We start from the raw sequence: 20,735 nt of genomic DNA on the forward strand, positions 1-20,735 counted from the left end.
GTCAGCAGCAGTCCTTCGCATCCGCGTCCGGGCAGGTCTTGTCGGCCTCGACCGCCACCACGGCGGCGCGCAGGTCGTCCAGCGCGTGACCGAGACGGTCGTCGGCGAGCTCGTAACGGGTGCGGCGCCCCACCGGTACCGCGACAACCAACCCGCAGTCGCGCAGGCACGCCAGATGGTTCGACAACCGGGTCCGGGAGATCTTCAGGGCGTCGGCGAGGTCAGCGGGATGGGCCGGGGCCTCGCGCAAGGCGAGGAGGACCCGGCAGCGGATCGGGTCGGCGAGGGCGCGGCCGAACCGCGCCAGCACCTCGATGTCGGAGGCGAGAGTCAGCACACCGGCGAGAGTACACGTGATCCTGAATTCACGGAATACTGCACCGTTTGCCGCTCAGGGCGTCCTCGGCAACGGCACTTCTATCCGGGCACCGCCGCCAACTGGTGCCGCGGTCGGCCGTCGTCCTTGCCGGTCATATTCCATGTGCCCAACGTGATCTCAGCGGTGATACCGGGGCCGAATCCCGCGATGATCCCCTGGGCCGAGTGGTCGGTGCCGCTGTCCTCGAAGAGGCGTTCCAGGGCGTCGAAGACGACAGCGCTGGCGATGTTGCCGCGTCCGGTGAGGGTGGCTCTGCTGTAGCGGAATATCGTCGGCGGCAGCTTGAGATGGGTGCAGAGGTCGTCCAGAATCCGGGGCCCGCCGGCATGGATGATGTAGAAGGACAGGCCCGAGACGTCCCAGTCGTGCAGTGCGGCCATGTCGCGCATGGCGGGGGCGAGGTCGGCCATGGTGCCGGGCACCCGCTTGTCCAGCAGGAAGTGGAAGCCGGTGTCGCGCACCGCGTAGGAGATCCATTCCTCGGTGCCCGGCACCAGGTGGGAGCCGTTGTGGACCAGTCGTACGCCCGTGCCTCCCTGGCCGCGGACCACCGCGGCGGCGATGGCGTCCCCGAACAGGCCGTTGGACAACAGATTGCCCACCGCCAGGTCCGTCGGCTGGTAGCACAGTGAGCAGAACTCGCATGCCACGATCAGCACGTTCGTCTGCGGGTAGGCGGTGCAGAAGTCATGGGCGCGGTTGATGGCGGCGCCTCCCGCGGCGCAGCCGAGCTGGGCGATCGGCAGTTGCCGGGTCTGGGGCCGGAACTCCATGGTGTTGATGAGCCAGGCGGTCAGTGACGGCATCATGAAGCCCGTGCAGGAGACATAGATGATCAGGTCGATGTCGCGGGCGCCGAGTTGGGCGTGCTCCAGTGCCCGGTGCACGACTTCGGGCACCCGGGCTTTGGCCTCGGCCTCGTACAGGGCGTTGCGTGCGGTGAAGCCGGGGTGCCGCAGGGTGTCCTCGATGGGCTGCACCAGGTGGCGGGTCTGGACGCCGGTATTGGCGATGAGGCGCAGGGCGAGACCGAGCTGCGGGTGGCCCGCATGCAGCTCCCGCGCCAGTTCGAGGGTCTGTTCCCGGGTGATGACGTGCTCGGGTACGGCGATGGCCGGCCTGCACAATGTCGCCATGATGGGTCCTTACCAGGTCACCGGTAGGGCGAGCGGGTAGCGCCAGATCGACACGGTGTTCCACCGCACCTCGTTGGCCGGCACGGCCAGCCGCAGTCCGGGGAAGCGGCTGAGCAGGGTGCCGATGGACACCTGCAGGACCATGCGGGCCAGGTGGGAGCCCAGGCAGTGGTGGCTGCCGTAGCCGAAGGCCATGTGCGCGGCGGGTTGCTTCCGGTCGAAGTCGAGCTCGTCGGGGCGCTCGTACGCCAGACCGTCACGGTTGGCGGTCAGATAGGACACGTGCACGGTGTCGCCCGCCTCGATGAGCACGCCGCCGACCTCGACGTCCTCCAGGGCCACCCGGGGAATGCCCACGCCCTGGCGGAAGGGGATGTACCGCAGCAGCTCCTCCAGTGCCTGCGGCAGCAGTTCGGGACTGCCCCGCAACTGGTCCAACTGCGAGGTGTGGGTCAGCAAGGTGTAGAGGATGTTGCTGATGTCATAGGTGGTGGTGTCGTGTCCGGTGACGACCAGGAGCATGGCCAGCACGGCCAGCTCCCCTTCCTCCAGCATCTCGTCGCCGATGCGCGCGGTGGCCATCGCGCTGATCAGGTCATCACCCGGGTCGCGCCGCCGCTCCGTGGTCAGCGCGGTGAAGTAGTCGCGCAACGCCGCTTTCGCCTCGGCTGCCGAGGAGCGGTCGGCGGCGCTCATGGACATCATGGCCATGGCCCAACGCCGCAGCAGCGGGCGATCCTCCTCGGGGACCTCCATCAGCTGGCAGATCGTCATCAGCGGGAGCTCGTTCGCCAGGTGTGCGGCGACGTCAGCGGGCGCGCCGTGCTCGGCCATCGCGTCCAGCAACGCGTCCACGGTCTGCTGGACCCACGGACGCAAAGCCTCGACCTGGGGGGTGGTGAAGGCTTTCATGACCAGTCGGCGCACCCGGTTGAGCGCGGGCGGGTCCATAAGGTTGATCGCCTCGGACTGGGCGATGGGCGCCGGGGTGATCCGCGGGAAATCCCGACCGACCAGCGCGGCCCGGCTGAACCGGCGGTCCGAGGTCACCATCTGTACGTCCGCGTAGCGCGTCACCAGCCAGCAGTCGCCCTCCCCGTACGGCATACGGACACGGGCGACGGGTGCCTCGTCCCGCATCCGGGTCATGAACGGATCTGGTTCCAGAGCCTCGTCATGGCGGAAGGGGCATTCCCACACAGTGTCCACAGTGGTCATTCCGTTATTCCCCTCTCATCCGAGGCCCGTCCGTATCGCAGAACCCCCTCAAGGCGATACCCGCACGAACGTCACGCCACCTCGATAAAACGGAGACCACCCTTACGAGGTCCTTTTGATCGGCGTAATGGCTCACTCGCGCCGGTGAACGGGTCCCAGGGGCACCAGCTTCCGGGCCCGTCCGTCGTCGTCCCGTGCGATCTCCATCATGGCGACGACCGCGCTCCGGTTGACGGGACCGCGAATCCTGGGCATTGCGGTTCCAGGCACCCCGGCCAAAGCCGGGGCAGCGGTTGTTTCCCAGCTGACCGGGGCGTCGAGTTTCGCCTCGTCGATGAGCAGTGCCACGAGTGGGCCTTCCACCGTCCGCAGGAAGCGAGTGACGACGGCCAGGAGTGCTTCCTCGCTGGACGAGCAGTGCACGGTGCCGTCCTTGCTGAGCGTCGGGGGTGAATAGGGGCTGTCGGGTCCGGCGAGCCAGTTGTCGATAGCGACCGCGTGATAGAGCATGCGCCAGTTATAGCGGGCCGCTGCTGCGCCATCGCGCCTCTGAAGCAGTCGGGAAAAGCTCGCGGCGAAGGGGCGGGGGACTGATCGGTGGCCCGTGGTGGACGGCAGCAGGGTGAATCACGTGATCTCCGTGCGGTGCTCAGACGTCACCTTTTCGAGCTGACGCTCACCCTCACACCCTCACCGCGAAGGTCCCTGTGCGGACACCCGTCCGGGATGTCGAGACGGGCCGGTGCGTGTGTCAGGCAGCGGTGGGAGCGCCGGCCGCGCGGCGCTCACCGCCGTTGTGCTCCCGCAGAACCGGTACACCGCGACCGCGGCGTCGTGAGGACCGTTTCCGGGGGAGAAGATGTGGTTTGAGACTCAGAAGGGCTTGGTGGGCAGGTACTTGCCGTCGAGGGTGATGACGGCGCGCTCGCCGCCCTCGGGGTCGGCGACCTTCTTCACATCGAGCTTGAAGTTGATCGCGGAGATGATGCCGTCGCCGAACTGCTCGTGGACCAGGGCCTTGAGCGTGGTGCCGTAGACCTGAAGCATCTCGTAGAAGCGGTAGATGGTCGGGTCGGTCGGGATGCCGCCCTCAAGGGAGCCGCGCAGCGGAATGGTCTGGAGCAGCATCACCGCGTCGTCGTCCAGGCCCAGCAGCTCGGCGACCGCCTTGGCGGACGCCTCGGGCAGGGCGTGCTGGCCGAGAACGGCGGCGGTGACGAAGGCGACCGAGAGGCCGGCGGCATCCGCGAGCTGCTGCCAGGACACGTCCCGGCGGGTCTTGGCCTCGACCGCGGCGATCGCGAGCTGCTGCCGGGCGGTGGGGTCGTACTGAGCGTGCGCCATGGGAAGGGCTTCCTTTCTGAGGGCGCCGTCCACCGAGTCGGAGGCGGCGGGTTCGTGGGAAGGCCAGGGCGAAGGCACCCTGGGCAAGATCAAGAGCTGGGGGTCAGGCCGCGGCGGTTGGGCGCGCGCTGGTGTCGAGTTCTTCGACGGTGCCGGTGGGGATGTCGAAGACCCAGCCGTGCAGCCGCACACTGCCCTCCGCGAGGGCGCGGGCCACGGAACGATGGGTGGCCAGGTTCGCCAGCTGCGCGGCGACGTTCTCCCGCACCAGGGCGGCCACCTTGTGCCCGCCCTGGGCGGCCGAGGCGCGGGCCTGGGAGGCGGCCGCGTGGCGCAGCCAGTCGGCGATGGCCGGTGCGCCGGTCAGGTCGTGGCCTTCGGCGAGGGCGGTCATGGCGCCGCAGGCGGAGTGCCCGCAGACGATGATGTCCTTCACGCCGAGGACGGCGACCGCGTACTCGATGCTCGCCGCGACCCCGTCGGCGCCGGGGGCGTGGGCGGGGACGAGGTTCCCGGCGGTGCGGATGACGAACAGCTCGCCGGGGTCGGTCTGGGTGATGAGCTCGGGTACGACCCGGGCGTCGGAGCAGCTGATGAACAGCGTGCTGGGCTGGTGGGTGGTTGCGAGGTGGGCGAAGAGCCCGGCCTTGGCGGGGAAGACCTCCCGCTGAAAGCGGTTGACTCCCTCGGCGAGATGACGCATGCCCTCACTCCCTTCGATCGGGTTGCTGGTCGGGGGCCGACGTCCTTCACCTTGCATGACCAGTATCTATAGGGTCCAAGACTCCTTATCGATGATTGCTATCGCTGAGGCCTATAGTTGTCGTATGAAGCCGGAACTGCGGCACCTGCGCTATCTCCTCGCGGTCGCCGAGCACGCCAACTTCACTCGCGCCGCCGAAGAGCTGCGTATCTCCCAGCCCACCCTCTCCCAGCAGGTCAGACAGCTGGAGAAGACCCTCGGGGTCCAGCTGCTGGACCGCACGGGCCGCACCGTCCGCCTGACCGACGCCGGCCAGGCCTACGTCCACTACGCCCAGCGCGCCCTGCAGGACCTGGCGGCGGGCGAGCGGGCGGTGCTGGACGTGCAGGACCTCTCCCGCGGTCATCTCCGGCTCGCGGTCACCCCCACCTTCACCGCCTACCTCACCGGCCCCTCGTCGCCGGCTTCTACACCCGCCACCCCGGCATCACCCTGGACGTACGGGAGATGACGCAGGACCGCATCGAGGCCGAGCTTCTGGACGACCGGCTGGACCTGGGCGTCGCCTTCAGCGCCGCCCACCTGCCGGGCATCGACGCCACCGCCCTGTTCACCGAGACCCTCAGCCTCGTCGTCGGCCCCCGCCATCCCCATGCCGACCGCCCGGTCCCCTGTCGATGAGCGCACTGGACGAGCACCATCTCGCCTTGCTGAGCAGCGACTTCGCCACCCGTCGGCACATCGACGCGTGCTTCGCCGAACACCGCGTTCACCCTCGGGTCGCGGTGGAGGCCAACTCCCTCAACGCCCTCACCGAAATCGTCGCGCGCACCCCACTCGCCACTGTCCTGCCGGACGCCATCACCCGCGACCACCCCCACCTGACCCCCATCACCCTGAGCCCCCCGCTTGCCTCCCGCGACGTCACTCTGCTCCGCCGTGAGAGCACCTACCAAAGCGCCGCCGCCCGCGCCTTCACCCACCAGGCCACCCAGTGGGCTCGTTGCCGATAGCCGCTGATGGTCTCGATCAGTTCACGCGCGCTTTCCAGCCGGCGGCTACGCGCGTCATGAGATGTTTCCGACGGGCGAAGGACGTGTCGAAAAAGCACGGCTTCCCCACGGGATGACCACCGCGATGAGGACCAGGACCGCCGCCACAGCGACGGTGATACGCATTCCCGTGGCGACGGCCTCGGGGCTCGCTGTCGTGATGTCGGTCGTCGACGCGGCGAAAGCGAACACAGCACCCATGACGGATGCGCCGGTGATGAACCCGAGATTGCGCGACAGACTGAGAACGCCGGAGATGGCGCCTCGCTGGTCCGGGTGGACGTCCATCATGACGGCGGTGTTGTTGGCAGCCAGAAACAACTGATAGCCGGGGGTCAGGACGGCGAGAGCGGTGATGTAACCGGCAAGGCCCCACATCGCCGGAAGCGTGGAGAGAGCAAGGGAACCAGCCGCCATGGCGATGAGGCCGACGATGACCATCAACGGTGCGCCCAGGCGGTCGACCACACGGCCGGCTGGGACACCGCTCAGCGCGGAGACGACCGGGCCGATCGACATGACGATTCCCACAAAGGCCTCGTTGAGCCCGAGTGCACCGGAGAGGTAGAACGGCCCGACGACCAGCGTCGTCATCATCACCGTCGAGACGAGCGCGTTCATGGCCAGGCCGGCACTCAACACCGCGTTGCGGAATGTGGACAATCGGATCAACGGCGATACCGCTCTCGCCTCGACAACCACGAAGAGGCACACTCCCAGCGCGGCGGCCGACAGCAGAGCCATGTTGAGCCCATCGAATCGACCGCCCCCGACCGTCACGGCGAGAGCGTAGGCCGCGAGCGTCAGGCCAAGCAGCAGTGTGCCCCAACGGTCGAAGCTCTTCCTGTCGATCGTCGCCTTCCGCGCGTCGACGGGCAGGTAGCGATGGGCGAGAAGGAAATTGAGGATACCCAGCGGCACCATGATGAGAAAGATCGCCCGCCAACCGGGGCCGGCGAGCAGGAGGCCGCCGACCGAGGGGCCGAGAGCGGTGCCCACCGCGGACATGGTTCCGAGCAGTCCCATGGCGCTGCCGGTTTTCGCGGTGGGAACTGTCTCGCGGACAAGCGCCATCGTGAGCGCCATCAAGATGGCTGCTCCCAGTCCCTGCACTCCCCGGGCCGCAATGAGCATCCAGAGCGTGGGCGCGAGAGCACACAGAATCGAGGCCACGGTGAAGAGGACGATTCCGGCTAGGAGAACCCGTCGGTGACCCATGACGTCACCCAGCCGTCCAACGCTGACAATCAGGGTGGTGATGGCGAGGAGATAGGCCAGGGTGACCCATTGGACCTCGTGGAATGAGGCGGTGAACGTTTGGGCCAATGTCGGCAGGGCGACATTGGCGATGCTGGTGCCGAGCGACGACAGCAACATCGACACCGCGAGGCTGCCAACCGCCCATCGAACGGGAGGCGTTCGCTCGCCGCTTTCATCTTCAAGGTCACTCATGGAGCCAGCGTCGGGAAGACAACCCGCGTTGCGCAAAGAACGTTGCTGAAACTGGGACGTGGTGGCGGGACGTTGCCCGGTTCGCGTGCGGCTGCCGACAGCACGATGGTGATCGTGGGTGGGATCAGATCGCACTGCCGGTGGTGCGCTCGTGCACGGCACGGGCGATGGCAGCGGGTGCGGGCCCTGGACGCAGGATGCCGAGTCGTCGCGTGGTCCGGGTCAAGGCGACGTAGAGGTTGTTGCGCCCCCGGGAGGAGCGGGCGAGGATCGCGGCCGGGTCGGCGATCAGGACCGAGTCGAATGCGAGCCCTTTGGCCTGTTGGACGCCCAGGACCACGACCGGTGCCGTCAGATCGGGGTACGGACCGAAAGCCTCCCGGAACACTCGTTGAAGGCCACATCCCGTTCGGGGCGGGCCTGGGCCGTGCCGCCGGTGGCCCGCAGCGCCCCGGCCGGCCGAGCCGCCGTCTCCGCGCGGAGCGCGTCGACCCGCTGGTACAGCATCGACACGTACGCCTGCTCGCGCCCGATCTGATTCCCGCATTCCGCACCTGGCGACGCCACGACCTTCTGCCCTCCCGTCGCTGTTCCGAAGCCAGACAAGAGTGCGGCGCAGGACACAGGAAAAACAGTCTCGTTCTTGCGGCCCACGTCAGCTGCCCGGCATCGCCACAGGTCAGGGCGGCGCAAGCGGGCAGCGTGGGCTGCCTGCTCTTGATCCCGCCGCGCCGCGCCCCGCGCCCCGCCGCGCCCCGCCGTGCTCCCGGGAACGACGCCCGCGCGGTGCCGATACGCGGGGGCCGCGGCACCCGCCTCCGGCCCATGCGTGTGGGCTGTCCGTCGCGAGGCGCGGAGCGGTCAGGGAAGGCAGCTGACGATCGTCTGTTTTCCGCCGCCCTGGGCGACGTTGATCACCAGATCTTTGTTCACCCTGGCCGAGTAACCGCCGATCCGGTCGTTCATGACCACGACGCCCAAGTCGCGGTTGAACCCCTGCACCCTGCCGGGCTGTACGAATCGCTGAACCAGCCATCCCCGGTGACGCGAGTCGTACACGAGGTCCCGCCACTGGCCGCTGTCACACGCCCGGCCGATGTGGACCTCTCGCCCCCGGTATCCGTAGGGGCTTTTGAGGACGAGGTCGACACGGTCGTCCACCGTTTCCGCCGGCCCGATCCCGTCGCCCAGCTTGCGGCTGTAGGGCACCAGCCAGTCGATCACCCGGCGCTGCTCCTCCGAGAACAGGTACCGGAATCGCGGATCGGACATGACGGCCAGACACAGTTTGCTGCCCGCGATCAGCCGCATCGCTACTTCGTTGATGACCCGCAGTCGCCCGGCTCTCCCCAGTTTCCTGACCGCCTTCCAGCGCATGCTGTCGACGATGATTTCGTGCAGGTGGTATTTGAGGTAGCACAGGCGGGCACGTTCCTCCCCCCGCACCTCGGCCGGATCGCACGCCGCCATGCCTCTCCCGAGCCGGCGCAGTTGCCGGGCCAGGGCGTCGCCTTCGGCGGGCCGTTCGTGGGCGGGACCCAGCAGCAGCAGCGGAGGTTGCGGCTCGGCATCGTCGCGCTGGCCCGTCTGCCCCGCCGCTTGCCCCGGTGCCCGATGCCGGGCCTCGACCGCCAGCAGGGCGTCGGCGAACCAGGTGGCACCCTCAAAGGCGGACGGGGCGCTGTTCCACTGCTTGAGCACCGGTCCGAAGGAGGACGAGCGCCACCAGTCGGCGGTCATACCGCTGAAGATGACCCCGCCCGGGCTGTTGGGGCTGAACTCCAGAATCCGCACGTCGCCGAGCCGGTGGTCACCGGTCAGGTCGACCCGGCACAGGTCGATGGCCAACTCGGCGGGCCGGGGCTGCTCGCTGATCCAGAAGTCGGCTGCCGCGGCCGGTACGTCCAGGAAGTCGGCGAGCTCGGCGTCCGACCGATAGGCGCACACGATGCGCCGCAGGGCCGCCATCAGAATGAACACGCCGTCGGTCAGAGCGGCTTCGGCACCGGGATCGAGCGCCGCGATCGCCGGCAGCACCGGGTAGTCCACTCGTGTCCGGCTGTCCGCCAGCGGTGCCCTCAACCCGGCCTGTCTCACCTGGCGCAGCACGTCCGCATGGGCGTCGGCGAGCCTGGCCGCAGAGCCCGTGTGGCCTGTCGCCGACCCGGCGGACGGGTCGATCAGCAGGTCGCGCTCCGGGTCGATCAGCGGCACGTCGTGGAGCTTGGTCAACATGCCTCACGGTAACCAGCCGCAGGATACGGATCACCGAGGACACACCCATGACGACCTGGGTCTCCACCAACTGGATGACCGGGAGTTCCAGCCGGGTTCCACGCCCTTCTCCGCTGATCACCGTGCTGAGCGCCCCGAGATCAATCTCCCTTCAAGACCGTCTCCCGGCCGCGCGGCGCGAAAGCGTTCGTCGTCCTGCCCCGCCGTTGGAAAGCCGAAAGAACGCGGGGCCGGATCACGCATGCCCGCCGCGACGTGAGGGGTTGCGAGAGGCTTCCGCGGCACTCGGAAACACACCTGACCTGGGTCCTGATCACCGTGATGGCCAAACGACCGCCCCTCAAGGAGCAGTCGGCAGCCGGGCGCGAAAGGCTACGCCGACGGGTGCTAGCTTGCTAGTGTGCTAGCATCCGCTGGTGAGTGATGAGGAAGTCAAGCAGTTCAACGTGTACCTGCCGATCGGGCTGATCAAGCAGGTCAAGTACCGCGCAATCGAGTCGGGCATGTCGTTGTCGGCGTTGGTCGCTGACGCGCTGCGCGCCTACCTCGACGACACCCATGGGCACCAACAGCAATCGAGTGAGAAGGAGACCTGACATGGCGACCGAAGGAATCGAGGCCGTGGCGTCACCCAGTACGTCATCCTGGGAGCCGGCCTGGACACCTTTGTCCAGCGTAGGCCTGAGTTCGCCTCCCGCCTGCGGGTCTTCGAGGTCGACCAGCCCGGCCCACAGGCCTGGAAGCGCCATCGCCTGGTCGAACTCGGCTACGGCATCCCCGACTGGCTGCACCTGGTGCCGGTCGACTTCGAGGCGAGCGAAGACTGGCTGAGGAAGCTGGCCGCTGCCGGCTTCGATTCCAGCCGCCCGGCGGTCATCGTCTCCACCGGCGTCACCATGTGACTCACCAAAGACGCGACCGCGGCCACCCTGCGCCAGATCGCCGGGCTCGCACGCGGCTCGACGCTCGCCATGACCTTCCTGTTGCCGACCGAACTGCTCGACGACGCCGATCGCCCGGGCCTCCGGACGAGCGAGGAAGGCGCGCAAGCATCCGGAACGCCGTTCATCAGCTTCTACACCCCGCCCGAGATGCTGGCACTGGCCCGCGAAGCCGGCTTCGAAAACGCCCGACACGTGTCGGGAGATTCGCTCGCCGAACGCTACTTCGCCGATCGCGCCGACGGCCTCCGCCCGTCAAGCGGAGAGGACCTGCTGCTGGCCACCACCTGATCTCCTCCTCAACGTCCGTGCTGTGGACGTTCACTCGACACGGCACCCCGGACGTGGTGGCGCGCGGCCGGACCGGGGCCTGATCCTGCCCACAAAACGGTGTCAGAAGTTCAGTGAGCTCACGAGCTTGAGCAGCGCTCTGCTCCTTTTCGGCGTCCGGGCCTCGACCAGACCGGTCTTGCGGACCGTCTCGTCCAACAGCGCGGCCCCAGCCTGGGAGGCTTACGCGACCCCCCGGACGGCGCCCCTCATGTCAAGGCCCGGGGGCTGACGCCTGCTCGCGGCTATCGCGACAGTGCCGCCCAGCGCGGCGAGTGGGCTTGTTTCAGCGGTCCTCGGTGTCCCTTGCGCCGGGGCCACGCGCGGCCAGTACGAGCAGCACCCCGACCAACAGCAAGACCCATGCCGGTGAGGCGGGAAGCAGGGCGACGAGAACCACACCCCAGGCGGTCATCGCCCAGCCGAACGGTGCGGGCACCGGCGCGCCCTGCTCAAGGAGATGCTCGACCGCTGGGAACGCGAGATCACCGACGACGTGGAAGCACGCGTCGAAAAGGAAGGCGGCGATGAAAAGGAAGGCGGCGATGCGAAAGCCCGGCTGCGCCATCTGTTCGCGATCGCCGACACTGGTGACGGGCTCGACACGGACATCACGACCGACCTGGCGATCCGCGACTGGGCCCGGCGCGATCCGGCGGTCGCCGAACGCCCTCGGCGCGTCGACAACCGCCACATGGACTACCTGCGTTCGCTGTTCCGCGCCTTCCGCGCCTTCCGCGCCTTCCGCGCCTTCCGCGCCTTCCGCGCCTTCCGCGCCTTCCGCGCCTTCCGCGCCGACGAGGACGAAGTCGAGGCACGCTGCCTGATCACCTTCTCGCTGTACATCGCCGACCAGTTCATGTTCGCCGACCGCGGCGATCGCAGCCGTGCCGACGTCCACGAACTGACAACGCGGTGGCTGCTCGACACTCCACGCTGAGCAGTCTCACTGAACCGGCCCTGACCGCGTACGGCTCCTGTCTCTGTACCCGTCCCTCGTCTTTCTGTCCGTCCCACCCCGCCCGGCGTGGCCGGTCGGCTTCCGGGCGCCGGAGTCCACCAGCACCGCGGACTCGCCCATGGCCGGGCCCGCGGTGCTGGTGGACGCCGGTACCCCCAGTGATCCCCGGGCGCCCGGCGCACTCGCCCACCCCCTCCGGTAATCTGGTTTCTTTCCGCAGGAGGAGTTGCACCAGTGGAGTTCCGGCTGCTCGGAGCGGTTTCCGTGGCCACAGAGGCCGACGAGTTGCCACTCGGGCCCGCCAAGCGGCGCAGCCTCCTCGCCGCTCTGCTCCTGCGGCCCAACTGCCCCGTGTCGGTCGACCAGCTGACGGCCACGCTGTGGGATCACGAGCCGCCGCAGCACGCCCGCAGCGTCATCCACGGCCATGTGTCCCGCCTGAGAGCCTTGCTCGCCGGTGCGGGAGCTGAGTCGTTCGGCGTCGAACTGGTCACTCAGGGCACGGCGTACGTCCTGCGGATGCCGGAGGCCTTGCTGGACGCCCACCGCTTCGAAGAGCTGGTGACGCTGGCTCGCGGTCAGCGTGTCCCGGCCGTCGCCGTGGCGATGTATCAGGAAGCGCTGTCGTTGTGGCAGGGGCCCGCGCTGACCGGTGCGTATCCGAGTCCGCCACTGCAGGCCGCCGCGCACGCGCTGGAGGAACTCAGGCTGACCTCGGTGGAGCTGCTGGCCGCGGACTACGGGCGCCTGGGTGAGCACGCCCGGGCAGCGGCCGTACTCCGCGCGGAGGCCGCCGCCCACCCGTTGCGTGAGTCGCTGTCCACCGCGCTCATGAAGGCACTGCGGCGTGCGGGGCGTCGCGCGGAGGCGCTCGACTGGTTTCACCGCACCCGGCGGCTGCTCGCCGACGAACTGGGGGTCGACCCGGGCCGGGAGCTGACGGACGCCTACGCGGAGGCGCTGCGCGGGGGAGGTGACGAGGTGGAGGAAGCCCCGCCACCCGGGCCCGTCACCGCGCAGGCGCCCCCGGCCTCCCTGCCCGCGGGGGCCGACCTGCTGCCGCGCGTGCCGCGCGGCTTCCACGGGCGCGCCGCCGAACTGGCCGCGCTGTCCCGCGCCGCCGCGGGCGAAGCGCCCGTCTGTCTGGTCACCGGGCCCGCGGGGGTCGGTAAGACGGCGCTCGTGGTGCACTGGGCGCACCGTCACCGCGCCGGGTTTCCCGGCGGTCTGCTCTACGCCGACCTGCGCGGCTTCAGCGATACGGGCGAGCCGGCCCACCGCGAGGTGCTGCGCGAGTTCCTGCTGGCGCTGGACGTCGCGCCGCGCCGTATCCCGGAGTCGACGAACGGTGCCTCCGCGCTGTTCCGGTCCCTCGCCGCCGATCGTCAGCTCCTTGTCGTGCTCGACAACGCGCGCGGTTCCGAGCAGGTCAGAGAGCTGCTGCCGGGTGGCGCACGATGCGTCACCGTGGTCACCAGCCGGTACCGGCTGCGCGGCCTGATCGCCTCCGACGCCGCCCGTCCCATCCCCGTGGACGTACTCGACCCGGACGACGGCACGGCCCTGCTCGCCGCCGTGCTCGGCAAGGAGCGGGTGCTCGCTGAGGTGGTGGCCGCTCGGCGCCTCGCCGAGCTGTGCGGCGGGCTGCCCCTCGCGCTCAGGGTGGCCGCCGCCAGACTGGCCGATCAGCCGGACTGGTCCCTGGGCGCGATGAGCGCCGAACTGTCCGACGAGTCACGCCGCCTGAACCTGCTGGACGTGGAGGACACGGGAGTACGGGCAGCACTGAGGCTCACGGTGCGCAGGCTTCCCGATGACGTCGCGCACCACTTCGCGCATCTCGGCCGCCACCCGGGCACCCACGTCGACCGGTACACGGCGGCGGCCCTGGCCGACACGGACCCGGACACGGCCGGGGCCGCGCTGGACAGGCTGACAGCGGCACACCTCGTCACCCGGACAGCGCCCGGGCGCTGGGCGCTGCACGATCTCGTACGGCTGTACGCGCGCGGCCTGGAGGCCGGGCCCGACGCGCTCGTCCGGGTACTCGACCACAGTGTGCTCACCGCGCTGGCCGCGGCCGACGCGGCCGAGCCCGGCGACGAGTCGTGTTTCGCGCTGCCCGCGGACCTCCACCAGCCGCGCGCGGTACGGGAGTTCGCCGACCGTGACGAGGCCATGGCCTGGTACGCGGCCGAACGGGACGACGTGGTCCTGGCGGCGGCCGCGGCGCACGCCGCCGGACTGCACGGCAGGACCTGGCGCCTCGTCCTGGCGCTGTGGCCGCAGATGGTGTGGCGCGTCAGAGACGGCTGGACCCCCGTGCTGCGCAGGGCACTTGAGGCGGCACGGGCCGATACCGACGCCCGCGCCGAGTCGCGGGTCCTCGCCCTGCTCGGCTGGATACTGACCGAAGAGGGCCGCACCGAGGAGGCGCTGGTCCACCTGGAGGCCGCCACAGCACTCGCCGCCCAGGCCCGCGACCGGCGCGGCGAGGCGACCGCGCTGGTCAACCTCTCGCTGGCCCAAGCGGCGCTCGGCAGCCCGGAGGAGGCGGCCGAGGGATGCGTACGCGCGGCTCAACTGGCTCGCGCGGCCAACGACCCGCACACCGAGCGGCTGGCCCTGTACCATCTCGCCCGGCATCAGCTGGACGCCCGGCAATGGCAGCCGGCCCTCGACACGTCCGTCGCCGCACTCACCCTCGACAACCCCTCGGACGCGTCACCGGCGTCCCGGGTGCTCTTGACCACGGTCGCCGGGGAGGCGCTGCTGGGACTGGGGGACGAGGCCGAGGGCATCCGGCGCCTTGAGGGCGCGGCGCGTGAGGCGGAGTCCTTCGGTTACGACGAGGGGGCGGTACGGGCGCTCGGCCCGCTGCTGCGGGCGTCGGAGGATGAGGCACTGCGGGCCCGGTACGACACGGCGATGGTGCGGCTCACGGCTCGGAAATGAGCCCGCGGCGTGGCGTCAGTGGGACGTCAGCCGTGCGTGAGTGGAACGTAAGCCGGTCCCGGCAGGCTGGTCTTCACCGCGGAGACAACTCCGCGAATTCCGCTCCACCGCACGGGGGAACCTCAGCATGCGTACATCCCAGCTCCGCACCACCGTCCTGGCCGCCGCCACCGCCGCCCTGGCCCTGACCCTGACCGCCTGCGGCGGCTCGGACAACTCAGCGGACAGCGGTGCGAAGTCCGACGTGAGCAAGAGCGCCGGCGCGGCCGACGGCTCACAGAAGGCGGCGGAGACGGGCGGCGGCAAGGGGACGAAGCCGTCCCAGCCGTCCACCGGGAAGAGCGCTTCCGAGGTCAGCGCCGACTCGGCGTCGAGCTCCACCCCCGGCAAGGTCAACAATGTCGCCTCCAGCAGCACCCGCCAGTGCGACGGCGATGAGATGTCGTACTCCGTACTGCACCGCTTCCCGAAGCAGCAGAGCGAGCACCTGCTGATCACCGCCCGGAACGCCGACGCCAAGCCCTGCTGGGTCATCTCCTATCCGTCCGTCATGCTCGGAGACACCACGAACGTCCTGCGCCACTCGCCCAAGGACGCCCCGGGCGGCGGCACCCGGATCACTATCCGTCCCGGCGGCAAGGTCTACTCCGCCGTGAACCTCTTCACCGACACGGCGAAGACCCACACGTCGTCGTCCCTCTCCCTCGCCATGCGCGACAAGACCGGCGACACCGGTCCGGGCACCGACCAGGAGGCCCTCGACAGCAAGGGTGTTCCGTCGAAGTTCACCTGGTCCAACGCTGACGTCCTGAACTGGAACACCGCCAAGCCGTACGACTTCTGATCCGTCCCTGCCCAGGCGCTCACCGGTGCCCTGCGCTTCACTTCCGCCCCCCCGGCAGCGGTGGTGTCCGCGGGGCACCGGTGCGTCCGACCGGCTGCCGAAGGGCGCGCGGAGGGGACCGAGCCCCCGCTCTCTCGATGATGCGCGCCCCGCGCCGCGGTGTGCCCGCGCCGCGCGGGGCGCGCTGTGGCGCGCCGTCCGCGGGACGGCTTGTGGGGAGCGTGCCATGGGTCACCTGTCCCACACGAGCCACGATCCCCCTGCCGGAGACCGACGACGCGTTGCCCGCAGGCCCCGACGGAGGCGGGCGCACGTCGGGCTGCGCCCACCCCCGCGTCAGGACACGCGCCACCGGCGAACTGCTGAGAGGCAGGGCGGATTACCGCCCCGGCCTCTCGAAGCCACCGCCGTGGACGGGGAATTCGGCATTCCGGATGCTGTCCCGGCGGAGCCCTCACGCCGTCGGGCGCGCCCGTGGGTGCGGCCGCCCCGCCCCGCCGCGTCGGCGCTCGCCGGTAGGCTCGCGTGCCGGTGCTCGTAGCTGAGGGGGACGGCTTGGAAGGGATGCGCCAGGCCGACCCGTCACGGATCGGGGAGTACATCACGCTCGCGCGGCTGGACGCGGCAACAGGGGTCCGCATGCTGCCCGAGCGCCGCTACCTGGCGCGCCTGCTGGCAGCCGGCGCCGGCAGCACGGCGTGGTGGCTCTCCGACGGCGGCGCCTCCGACCCGGACGACACGCCGTCCGATCCGTTCGACGTTCCACCAGCCGCCGACGTACAGCCCGCCAAACTCGGCACCGACACCGGGACACCGCGCCCCGTGTGGAGTCCATTGCAGGGTGTCGCCGACGCCGGGTCGCCGCCCCCACTGCCCGTACGTGACGTGGTGGTCTTCGCGGCGGCCGGCGGAGGGATCGCCGCCCACCGGGTCACCGACGGCAAGAAGCGGTGGAGGTCCGCCGACGCGCACGCCGACGCGGGTCACCTGTCGATCGCCGGCCGCCTGGTGGCCACCGCCGCCGACGTGGACGGGGTGCTGCGCACCTATGTCGCCTCCACCGGCGCCCCCAGGTGGACCGCCGACGTGAAGGCGAGCGCCCTGCTGGCCGCCGACGCCGACCACGTCTACGTGCTGACGTCCGAGGGCGCCCTGCGCTGTGTGGCAACGGCCGACGCCCGGGTGTGGTGGACCCGGCGCCCGCCCCTGTCGCTGACCGGCGGGCGTCCGGCGGCGGCGCTCGGCGGGGGCCTCCTGGTGGTGTGCGGTGCCATGGGGGACGTGGCCGTGGTGCGCACCCGCGACGGCGCGAAGGCATGGGTCCGTAAGGGCCAGGCCGCGGCCGCTCTGGCCGCCGCCATCGACGGCGGCACCGTCTTCCTCGGCGGCCACACTCTCGCAGCGGTCCGCGCGAGCGACGGCGAGGAGTTGTGGAGCCAGAATTCGCTCCAGCCCGTGCGGCGCGGGTCATACGGCCTGGGGCCCGCCCACCGTCGCGGGCGGGGTGGTGTTCACCTTGGACGGCGAGGCGCTGCGCTACCTCCACACGAACGGTGAGGAGGCGAACCCTGCGGCGTTCATCTCGGGGGTGGTCCCGCCATGGCACCCGCCGGTCGTTCAGGCGGACAGCGTATGGGTGGTGGAGAGCCGGGACACCGGCGTGAGCGGCCTTCGGCGTTCCACCCGGCGGTGTTGCCCAGACCTACCCACTCACCGGCGGGCAGGGCCGTTCGGCCGCAGGCGACGCGAACCGGCTCTTCGTCCTCAACGCGGGGACGCTGCTGGCGCTGCCGGTGGTCCAGCAGCAGCCTGCGGGGTGGGGCGGACGAGCCCAGCGAACTACCGAGCTGCTCCACCCGCACAGGCGCGGCCACACCTCCCGGGACGGTGATGGAGGCCAATCGTCAGGTCAGCGGCTGCCCGCCCCTGGTGCGCCCCAGTGTGGCCAAATCCCTTGACTGTCACGAGAGTTCAGTCTGACGGCGCCGTCATTATGCTGGCCGGGCGATCCGTGCCATGAGGTGCTGCCTGTCCGCGGGGCCCGCATCGTCGGCGAAAGGTCCATCGCTATGACGTCGATCCACACCAGGCCCGAGCGCGAGATCTTCGGCGACCTCCCCGGGTATGCGTACGCCGGGTATCGCGTGCACACCGCCATAGGCGACTTCGTGCGGTCCGAAACCGATGTACCGACGTCGGACGCGTTACTCACCTGGCGCCGAACGTACAACTCCCGCAAGGCGGACGACGGCGCTCTCGGCCCCGGGTGGGCGCACTCTCTCGGTGCCCACCTTGAGTTCACCGGGCCGGCGGACCGCTGCGGGAAGGCTACGCACAACGCTGGCGCGCCTGATCCGTAGGTGGTCAGTGTGGCCTGCCGACATCACCAGCAGAGTGCTGCCGCTTTCCTTGTGTCGCCTCCGTTCCGGGCTCAGGTCTCCTCGTCGGACTCGTATCGCTATGGCGTGCGTTGAGGTCGTCGCGGGTTGCGACCAGCCGTGCCCGCTGACCTGGGCCTGGCCGAAGGGACTCGTGGGCGGCTCCGAACCCGGCTCAGCCGTCTTGTCGACTGGCGGGGGCATCGATCAGACCTGTTCGAAGTGGAACGCCTTGATGAAGCAGTCGCGGGGCTGGGCGACCGCGAAGAGGACGCAGTCCACGAGCGACTGTCCGGTGAGGGGGTCTTGGGACCCGCGCGGGGTGGTGTCCCACTCCTCGGAGAGCGGGTCGGCGTTGTCGAAGTCGGGCGGGTAGAGGGATATCACCCGGACTCCTTGGGGCCTCAGGCGCTTGGAGAGGATCTCGGTGAATCCCGCCTGGGCGCTCTTGGCCGCGTAGAAGGCGTCGTGGGCGTCCGAGCGGTGGTGGCCGGCCGTTGCGCAGGCGGAGACCATCGTCACCACATCCGGCTTGTCCGAATGGAGAAGGAGAGGGAGGAAGTGCTTCACGGTCAGGACAGTGCCGGTGGCGCCGGAGGAGATGGTGTCGATGATGTCGGCGTCGGGGGCTGACTGAAGATCCGGGCCGTCGAGGTAGCGGGAGCCGTTGTTGATCAGGATGTCGACGTGGTCGGTGTGCCGGGCGACGCTGGACGCGAAGTCGCGGATCGAGGCGGGGTCTGTCAGGTCGCAGGCAAAGGCGTGGGCCCGCTGATGGCCCCGATCGCGAATCTCGTCACGGACACGTTCGGCGGCGCCCAGACGGCGTGCGGAGAGGAAGACCTCGGCGCCGAGGTCCGCGAGCCGGATAGCCAGCGTGCGCCCGAAGTCGCGGCCGGCAGCGGTAATGACGACGCGGTGGTTGTCGAGGTTCATGGTGTTACTCCTCTTACCGGCTCCGGTTGTCCGTCAGCGGTACCTGAGCAGCTGAACATGGCCGGCGGCGCCCATCGCCTCGAATCCGATGCCACCGCCGATCCTCCGCCTGGAGGGTTCCGCCACCACCTACCGCGGCAGCCGCTACCTTGAGCCAGTCGAGGTCCTTGCGGCAGTCGCTGACCTGTGGCAGTCGGCTGACTCACGGCTCGTACAGGGGCAGAAAGTGGATGACCGCTTCCTCGTACGGGTGGGCGGCGCGAACGGCCTGCTGGACCGCACGGGCCTGGTCCTCATCGCAGACCGATTCGATCCTGCATTCCTCGCCGCGCTGAACGGTGCCCACCTCGCCGTCGTACGGCTGTGAGCCGGGCAGCGGCTGCCAGGCGCCGGTCACCCGCCACACACTGGAGCACCGGGCATACTCGCCCACCCGTCCCGCTCCGGCCGCGTGGAGAGCGTCGATCACGCTCTCCACGTGGCTCTCAGGAACGGATATCTCAATCTTCAGTCGCGCCATTCCCGGACCCTAACAACCAGCTTCGACCCGCACTTTCGCGACAGGTCCCCAAGGTTGTCCCGTAACGGCGGGGCGCGAGTGAGATGATCTCTCATGCTGTCAGTGTGCTCGCGACCACGGACAACGCCCGTGGCGGCCCAGTAACGCCCATGTGGACCTGCCCGGGGCGGGCGGTGGCCACCGGCGGGTGATGGCGGTGCTGAGATTCCCGGAAGGAAACGGCTGGCCCCGGGCGCTCGCCGAAGGTCCGGCCGACGCCGGGGCGGCGAACAGGTTGGTGTGCGGGGCCGACGGAACCGGGTATCGTCTTTGTCATGTTCTTCCAGACGCTGATTTACGAGTGAGAGCGTGATGGGCCCCTGCTGACGTCCTGCGACGTCGCCGCCCGTCCCCCGCCGATGAATCCGTAGATCACTTCACATCATTACCGGGAGAACCCGTGACCGTGAGCAAGAACATCAACAACCCCGTGGGCATGGGCGGTGGCCAGCGCAAGAAGCTGTCCCGCGCCGAACGGCAGAACAACGGTCCGCACCGCAACCTCGACCGCCAGGGTGCAGCCGACCAGAAGGCGGAGCTGGTGCGCAAGATGCGCGAGAAGGCAGGCGCAGCTGAGGGCGCCGGGCAGGCGGGCGACGACACCGCACAGAGCTGACGCGCGGCCGCCGCAGGGCGGCTCCGCACGGGGCAGGGCCCGGACCGCGACGCGCGGTCCGGGCCCTGCTGCCGTCTCGGGGCTCTGCTGCCGTACCGGGCGCGGCCGGTCCCGCTCAGCTCTCGGCCGGCCACCCGCGTCCCAGCTGACCATCTGGGACAGCGGCGGATTCGGCAGCCCCGTCACCGCCACCACCCCGAGCCGCACCAGCAGCTCAGCGCGTTCCCCGCGCCCAGCCCGGGCGACAACGCAGCTAAAGGGTGTTGCCGAAGGCCGTGGGCAGCAAGAGGCGTAGTGACCCGCAGTGCCGTTGATGCCGCCGACCGGTGGCCGGCCTCTGCGAAGCCACGGCTGTCAGGGACTTTGCTGGAAGCCGGCCGGTCCGCGGTGATCTGCGTACGCGGCCAGCTGCCAGCCGTTCTTCCGCTCCACCGGAGCGACCAGGCCACGCACGTAGTCCCGCATCCGCCACCGCGGATCTACCCGAGAGAACCGGCCCGCCACACGGGCGAAGACCAATTCCAACTCCCCAGCCCACAGGTCAGCTTCGTCCAGCCCCACCATGTCTGGGACAGCGAAGCCGGCCAACTCAGGCAACGAACTCTGACTGCTGCACTAGTACTCCAGTCGCAGTTCGGTATCACCGCTGGTCAGGACCGGGTTTCTGAGCGTACTCGGCTGATGTGCCGTCAGGTT

20 protein-coding genes and 3 pseudogenes are annotated in these 20,735 nt (G+C 69.7%); 10 read left to right on the forward strand and 13 right to left on the reverse strand.

The genetic code is table 11. The features are described 5' to 3' along the window. Position 1 precedes the first annotated feature (1 nt). From AC5P1B_RS31935 to AC5P1B_RS31960, 6 genes are all read right to left on the reverse strand, one after another. Positions 2 to 337: an ArsR/SmtB family transcription factor gene (locus AC5P1B_RS31935; RefSeq protein ID WP_493891486.1), complete on the reverse strand. Its 336-nt coding sequence runs from the start codon at positions 335 to 337 to the stop codon at positions 2 to 4. 80 nt (positions 338 to 417) lie between these two features. Next, entirely contained in the window at positions 418 to 1,515 is a 1,098-nt protein-coding gene (locus tag AC5P1B_RS31940; RefSeq protein ID WP_493891487.1) for a type III polyketide synthase, read from the reverse strand. A gap of 9 nt (positions 1,516 to 1,524) precedes the next feature. Next, positions 1,525 to 2,733, reverse strand: a complete 1,209-nt coding sequence (locus tag AC5P1B_RS31945; RefSeq protein WP_493891488.1) for a cytochrome P450 — start codon at positions 2,731 to 2,733, stop codon at positions 1,525 to 1,527. Between the two features lie 132 nt (positions 2,734 to 2,865). Further along, positions 2,866 to 3,243: a DUF952 domain-containing protein gene (locus tag AC5P1B_RS31950; RefSeq protein ID WP_493891489.1), complete on the reverse strand. Its 378-nt coding sequence runs from the start codon at positions 3,241 to 3,243 to the stop codon at positions 2,866 to 2,868. A 363-nt stretch (positions 3,244 to 3,606) separates the two neighbouring features. Beyond that, the gene (cynS, locus tag AC5P1B_RS31955) at positions 3,607 to 4,077 is read right to left on the reverse strand and encodes a cyanase (protein WP_493891490.1); all 471 of its coding nucleotides are present in this window, start codon (positions 4,075 to 4,077) and stop codon (positions 3,607 to 3,609) included. Between the two features lie 103 nt (positions 4,078 to 4,180). Then, positions 4,181 to 4,780, reverse strand: coding sequence for a carbonic anhydrase (locus tag AC5P1B_RS31960; RefSeq protein ID WP_493891491.1), 600 nt, complete (start codon positions 4,778 to 4,780; stop codon positions 4,181 to 4,183). A gap of 124 nt (positions 4,781 to 4,904) precedes the next feature. Here AC5P1B_RS31960 and cynR point away from each other — a divergent pair. Continuing rightward, positions 4,905 to 5,793 (forward strand): annotated as a pseudogene (gene cynR, locus AC5P1B_RS31965) (transcriptional regulator CynR). A gap of 54 nt (positions 5,794 to 5,847) precedes the next feature. Here cynR and AC5P1B_RS31970 read toward each other — a convergent pair. From AC5P1B_RS31970 to AC5P1B_RS31985, 4 genes are all read right to left on the reverse strand, one after another. After that, on the reverse strand, positions 5,848 to 7,284 hold the full coding sequence (locus AC5P1B_RS31970; protein WP_493891492.1) for an MFS transporter: 1,437 nt from the start codon (positions 7,282 to 7,284) through the stop codon (positions 5,848 to 5,850). Between the two features lie 124 nt (positions 7,285 to 7,408). Next, the gene (locus AC5P1B_RS31975) at positions 7,409 to 7,672 is read right to left on the reverse strand and encodes an ATP-binding domain-containing protein (RefSeq protein WP_493891493.1); all 264 of its coding nucleotides are present in this window, start codon (positions 7,670 to 7,672) and stop codon (positions 7,409 to 7,411) included. Continuing rightward, the gene (locus AC5P1B_RS31980) at positions 7,636 to 7,851 is read right to left on the reverse strand and encodes a hypothetical protein (protein ID WP_493891494.1); all 216 of its coding nucleotides are present in this window, start codon (positions 7,849 to 7,851) and stop codon (positions 7,636 to 7,638) included. Before AC5P1B_RS31980 ends, AC5P1B_RS31975 begins: the two co-directional genes overlap by 37 nt. A 294-nt stretch (positions 7,852 to 8,145) precedes the next feature. Then, positions 8,146 to 9,519, reverse strand: coding sequence for a hypothetical protein (locus tag AC5P1B_RS31985; RefSeq protein ID WP_493891495.1), 1,374 nt, complete (start codon positions 9,517 to 9,519; stop codon positions 8,146 to 8,148). Positions 9,520 to 9,935: 416 nt separating this feature from the next. Between AC5P1B_RS31985 and AC5P1B_RS31990 the strand changes: the two genes are divergently transcribed. Continuing rightward, the gene (locus tag AC5P1B_RS31990; RefSeq protein WP_493891496.1) at positions 9,936 to 10,115 is read left to right on the forward strand and encodes a ribbon-helix-helix domain-containing protein; all 180 of its coding nucleotides are present in this window, start codon (positions 9,936 to 9,938) and stop codon (positions 10,113 to 10,115) included. 24 nt (positions 10,116 to 10,139) lie between these two features. Further along, a pseudogene (locus tag AC5P1B_RS31995) lies at positions 10,140 to 10,751 on the forward strand (class I SAM-dependent methyltransferase); the annotation flags it as partial. A gap of 325 nt (positions 10,752 to 11,076) precedes the next feature. Here the strand turns inward: AC5P1B_RS31995 and AC5P1B_RS32000 are convergent. Further along, positions 11,077 to 11,229 carry a hypothetical protein gene (locus tag AC5P1B_RS32000; protein WP_493891497.1) on the reverse strand — a complete coding sequence of 51 codons (153 nt, stop codon included), beginning with the start codon at positions 11,227 to 11,229 and terminating at the stop codon, positions 11,077 to 11,079. A gap of 21 nt (positions 11,230 to 11,250) precedes the next feature. Between AC5P1B_RS32000 and AC5P1B_RS32005 the strand changes: the two genes are divergently transcribed. From AC5P1B_RS32005 to AC5P1B_RS32025, 5 genes are all read left to right on the forward strand, one after another. Next, complete coding sequence (locus AC5P1B_RS32005; protein ID WP_493891498.1) at positions 11,251 to 11,730, forward strand: TetR/AcrR family transcriptional regulator; 480 nt, start codon at positions 11,251 to 11,253, stop codon at positions 11,728 to 11,730. A gap of 255 nt (positions 11,731 to 11,985) precedes the next feature. Further along, on the forward strand, positions 11,986 to 14,706 hold the full coding sequence (locus AC5P1B_RS32010) for an AfsR/SARP family transcriptional regulator (protein ID WP_493891499.1): 2,721 nt from the start codon (positions 11,986 to 11,988) through the stop codon (positions 14,704 to 14,706). Between the two features lie 127 nt (positions 14,707 to 14,833). After that, a complete protein-coding gene (locus AC5P1B_RS32015) occupies positions 14,834 to 15,550 on the forward strand; it encodes a DUF4232 domain-containing protein (RefSeq protein ID WP_493891500.1) in 717 nt (238 codons plus the stop codon). Between the two features lie 531 nt (positions 15,551 to 16,081). Further along, the gene (locus AC5P1B_RS32020) at positions 16,082 to 17,107 is read left to right on the forward strand and encodes an outer membrane protein assembly factor BamB family protein (RefSeq protein ID WP_493891501.1); all 1,026 of its coding nucleotides are present in this window, start codon (positions 16,082 to 16,084) and stop codon (positions 17,105 to 17,107) included. A gap of 512 nt (positions 17,108 to 17,619) precedes the next feature. Then, on the forward strand, positions 17,620 to 17,910 hold the full coding sequence (locus AC5P1B_RS32025; protein ID WP_493891502.1) for a DUF6531 domain-containing protein: 291 nt from the start codon (positions 17,620 to 17,622) through the stop codon (positions 17,908 to 17,910). Positions 17,911 to 18,135: 225 nt separating this feature from the next. On the opposite strand, the gene AC5P1B_RS32030 is transcribed toward AC5P1B_RS32025, so the two are convergent. After that, complete coding sequence (locus AC5P1B_RS32030; RefSeq protein ID WP_493891503.1) at positions 18,136 to 18,864, reverse strand: SDR family oxidoreductase; 729 nt, start codon at positions 18,862 to 18,864, stop codon at positions 18,136 to 18,138. Between the two features lie 88 nt (positions 18,865 to 18,952). On the opposite strand from AC5P1B_RS32030, the gene AC5P1B_RS32035 reads away from it, so the two are divergent. Then, on the forward strand, positions 18,953 to 19,231 hold the full coding sequence (locus tag AC5P1B_RS32035) for a hypothetical protein (RefSeq protein ID WP_493891504.1): 279 nt from the start codon (positions 18,953 to 18,955) through the stop codon (positions 19,229 to 19,231). 592 nt (positions 19,232 to 19,823) lie between these two features. Beyond that, positions 19,824 to 20,039, forward strand: coding sequence for a DUF6243 family protein (locus AC5P1B_RS32040; protein ID WP_243627090.1), 216 nt, complete (start codon positions 19,824 to 19,826; stop codon positions 20,037 to 20,039). Between the two features lie 378 nt (positions 20,040 to 20,417). Here the strand turns inward: AC5P1B_RS32040 and AC5P1B_RS32045 are convergent. After that, a pseudogene (locus AC5P1B_RS32045) lies at positions 20,418 to 20,603 on the reverse strand (IS701 family transposase); the annotation flags it as partial. Positions 20,604 to 20,735: the final 132 nt, after the last annotated feature.

The sequence above is a fragment of the Streptomyces sp. A01 genome, assembly GCF_059026195.1.

Bases quoted from the DNA above. Each gene is read 5' to 3' on its own strand.
- AC5P1B_RS32005 (WP_493891498.1), top strand. From the start codon at position 11,251: ATGCTCGACCGCTGGGAACGCGAGATCACCGACGACGTGGAAGCACGC.
- AC5P1B_RS31985 (WP_493891495.1), bottom strand. From the start codon at position 9,519: ATGTTGACCAAGCTCCACGACGTGCCGCTGATCGACCCGGAGCGCGAC.
- AC5P1B_RS32035 (WP_493891504.1), top strand. From the start codon at position 18,953: ATGCCACCGCCGATCCTCCGCCTGGAGGGTTCCGCCACCACCTACCGC.
- AC5P1B_RS32030 (WP_493891503.1), bottom strand. From the start codon at position 18,864: ATGAACCTCGACAACCACCGCGTCGTCATTACCGCTGCCGGCCGCGAC.
- AC5P1B_RS31960 (WP_493891491.1), bottom strand. From the start codon at position 4,780: ATGCGTCATCTCGCCGAGGGAGTCAACCGCTTTCAGCGGGAGGTCTTC.
- AC5P1B_RS31940 (WP_493891487.1), bottom strand. From the start codon at position 1,515: ATGGCGACATTGTGCAGGCCGGCCATCGCCGTACCCGAGCACGTCATC.
- cynS (WP_493891490.1), bottom strand. From the start codon at position 4,077: ATGGCGCACGCTCAGTACGACCCCACCGCCCGGCAGCAGCTCGCGATC.
- AC5P1B_RS32015 (WP_493891500.1), top strand. From the start codon at position 14,834: ATGCGTACATCCCAGCTCCGCACCACCGTCCTGGCCGCCGCCACCGCC.
- AC5P1B_RS32025 (WP_493891502.1), top strand. From the start codon at position 17,620: ATGACGTCGATCCACACCAGGCCCGAGCGCGAGATCTTCGGCGACCTC.
- AC5P1B_RS31950 (WP_493891489.1), bottom strand. From the start codon at position 3,243: ATGCTCTATCACGCGGTCGCTATCGACAACTGGCTCGCCGGACCCGAC.
- AC5P1B_RS31945 (WP_493891488.1), bottom strand. From the start codon at position 2,733: ATGACCACTGTGGACACTGTGTGGGAATGCCCCTTCCGCCATGACGAG.
- AC5P1B_RS31970 (WP_493891492.1), bottom strand. From the start codon at position 7,284: ATGAGTGACCTTGAAGATGAAAGCGGCGAGCGAACGCCTCCCGTTCGA.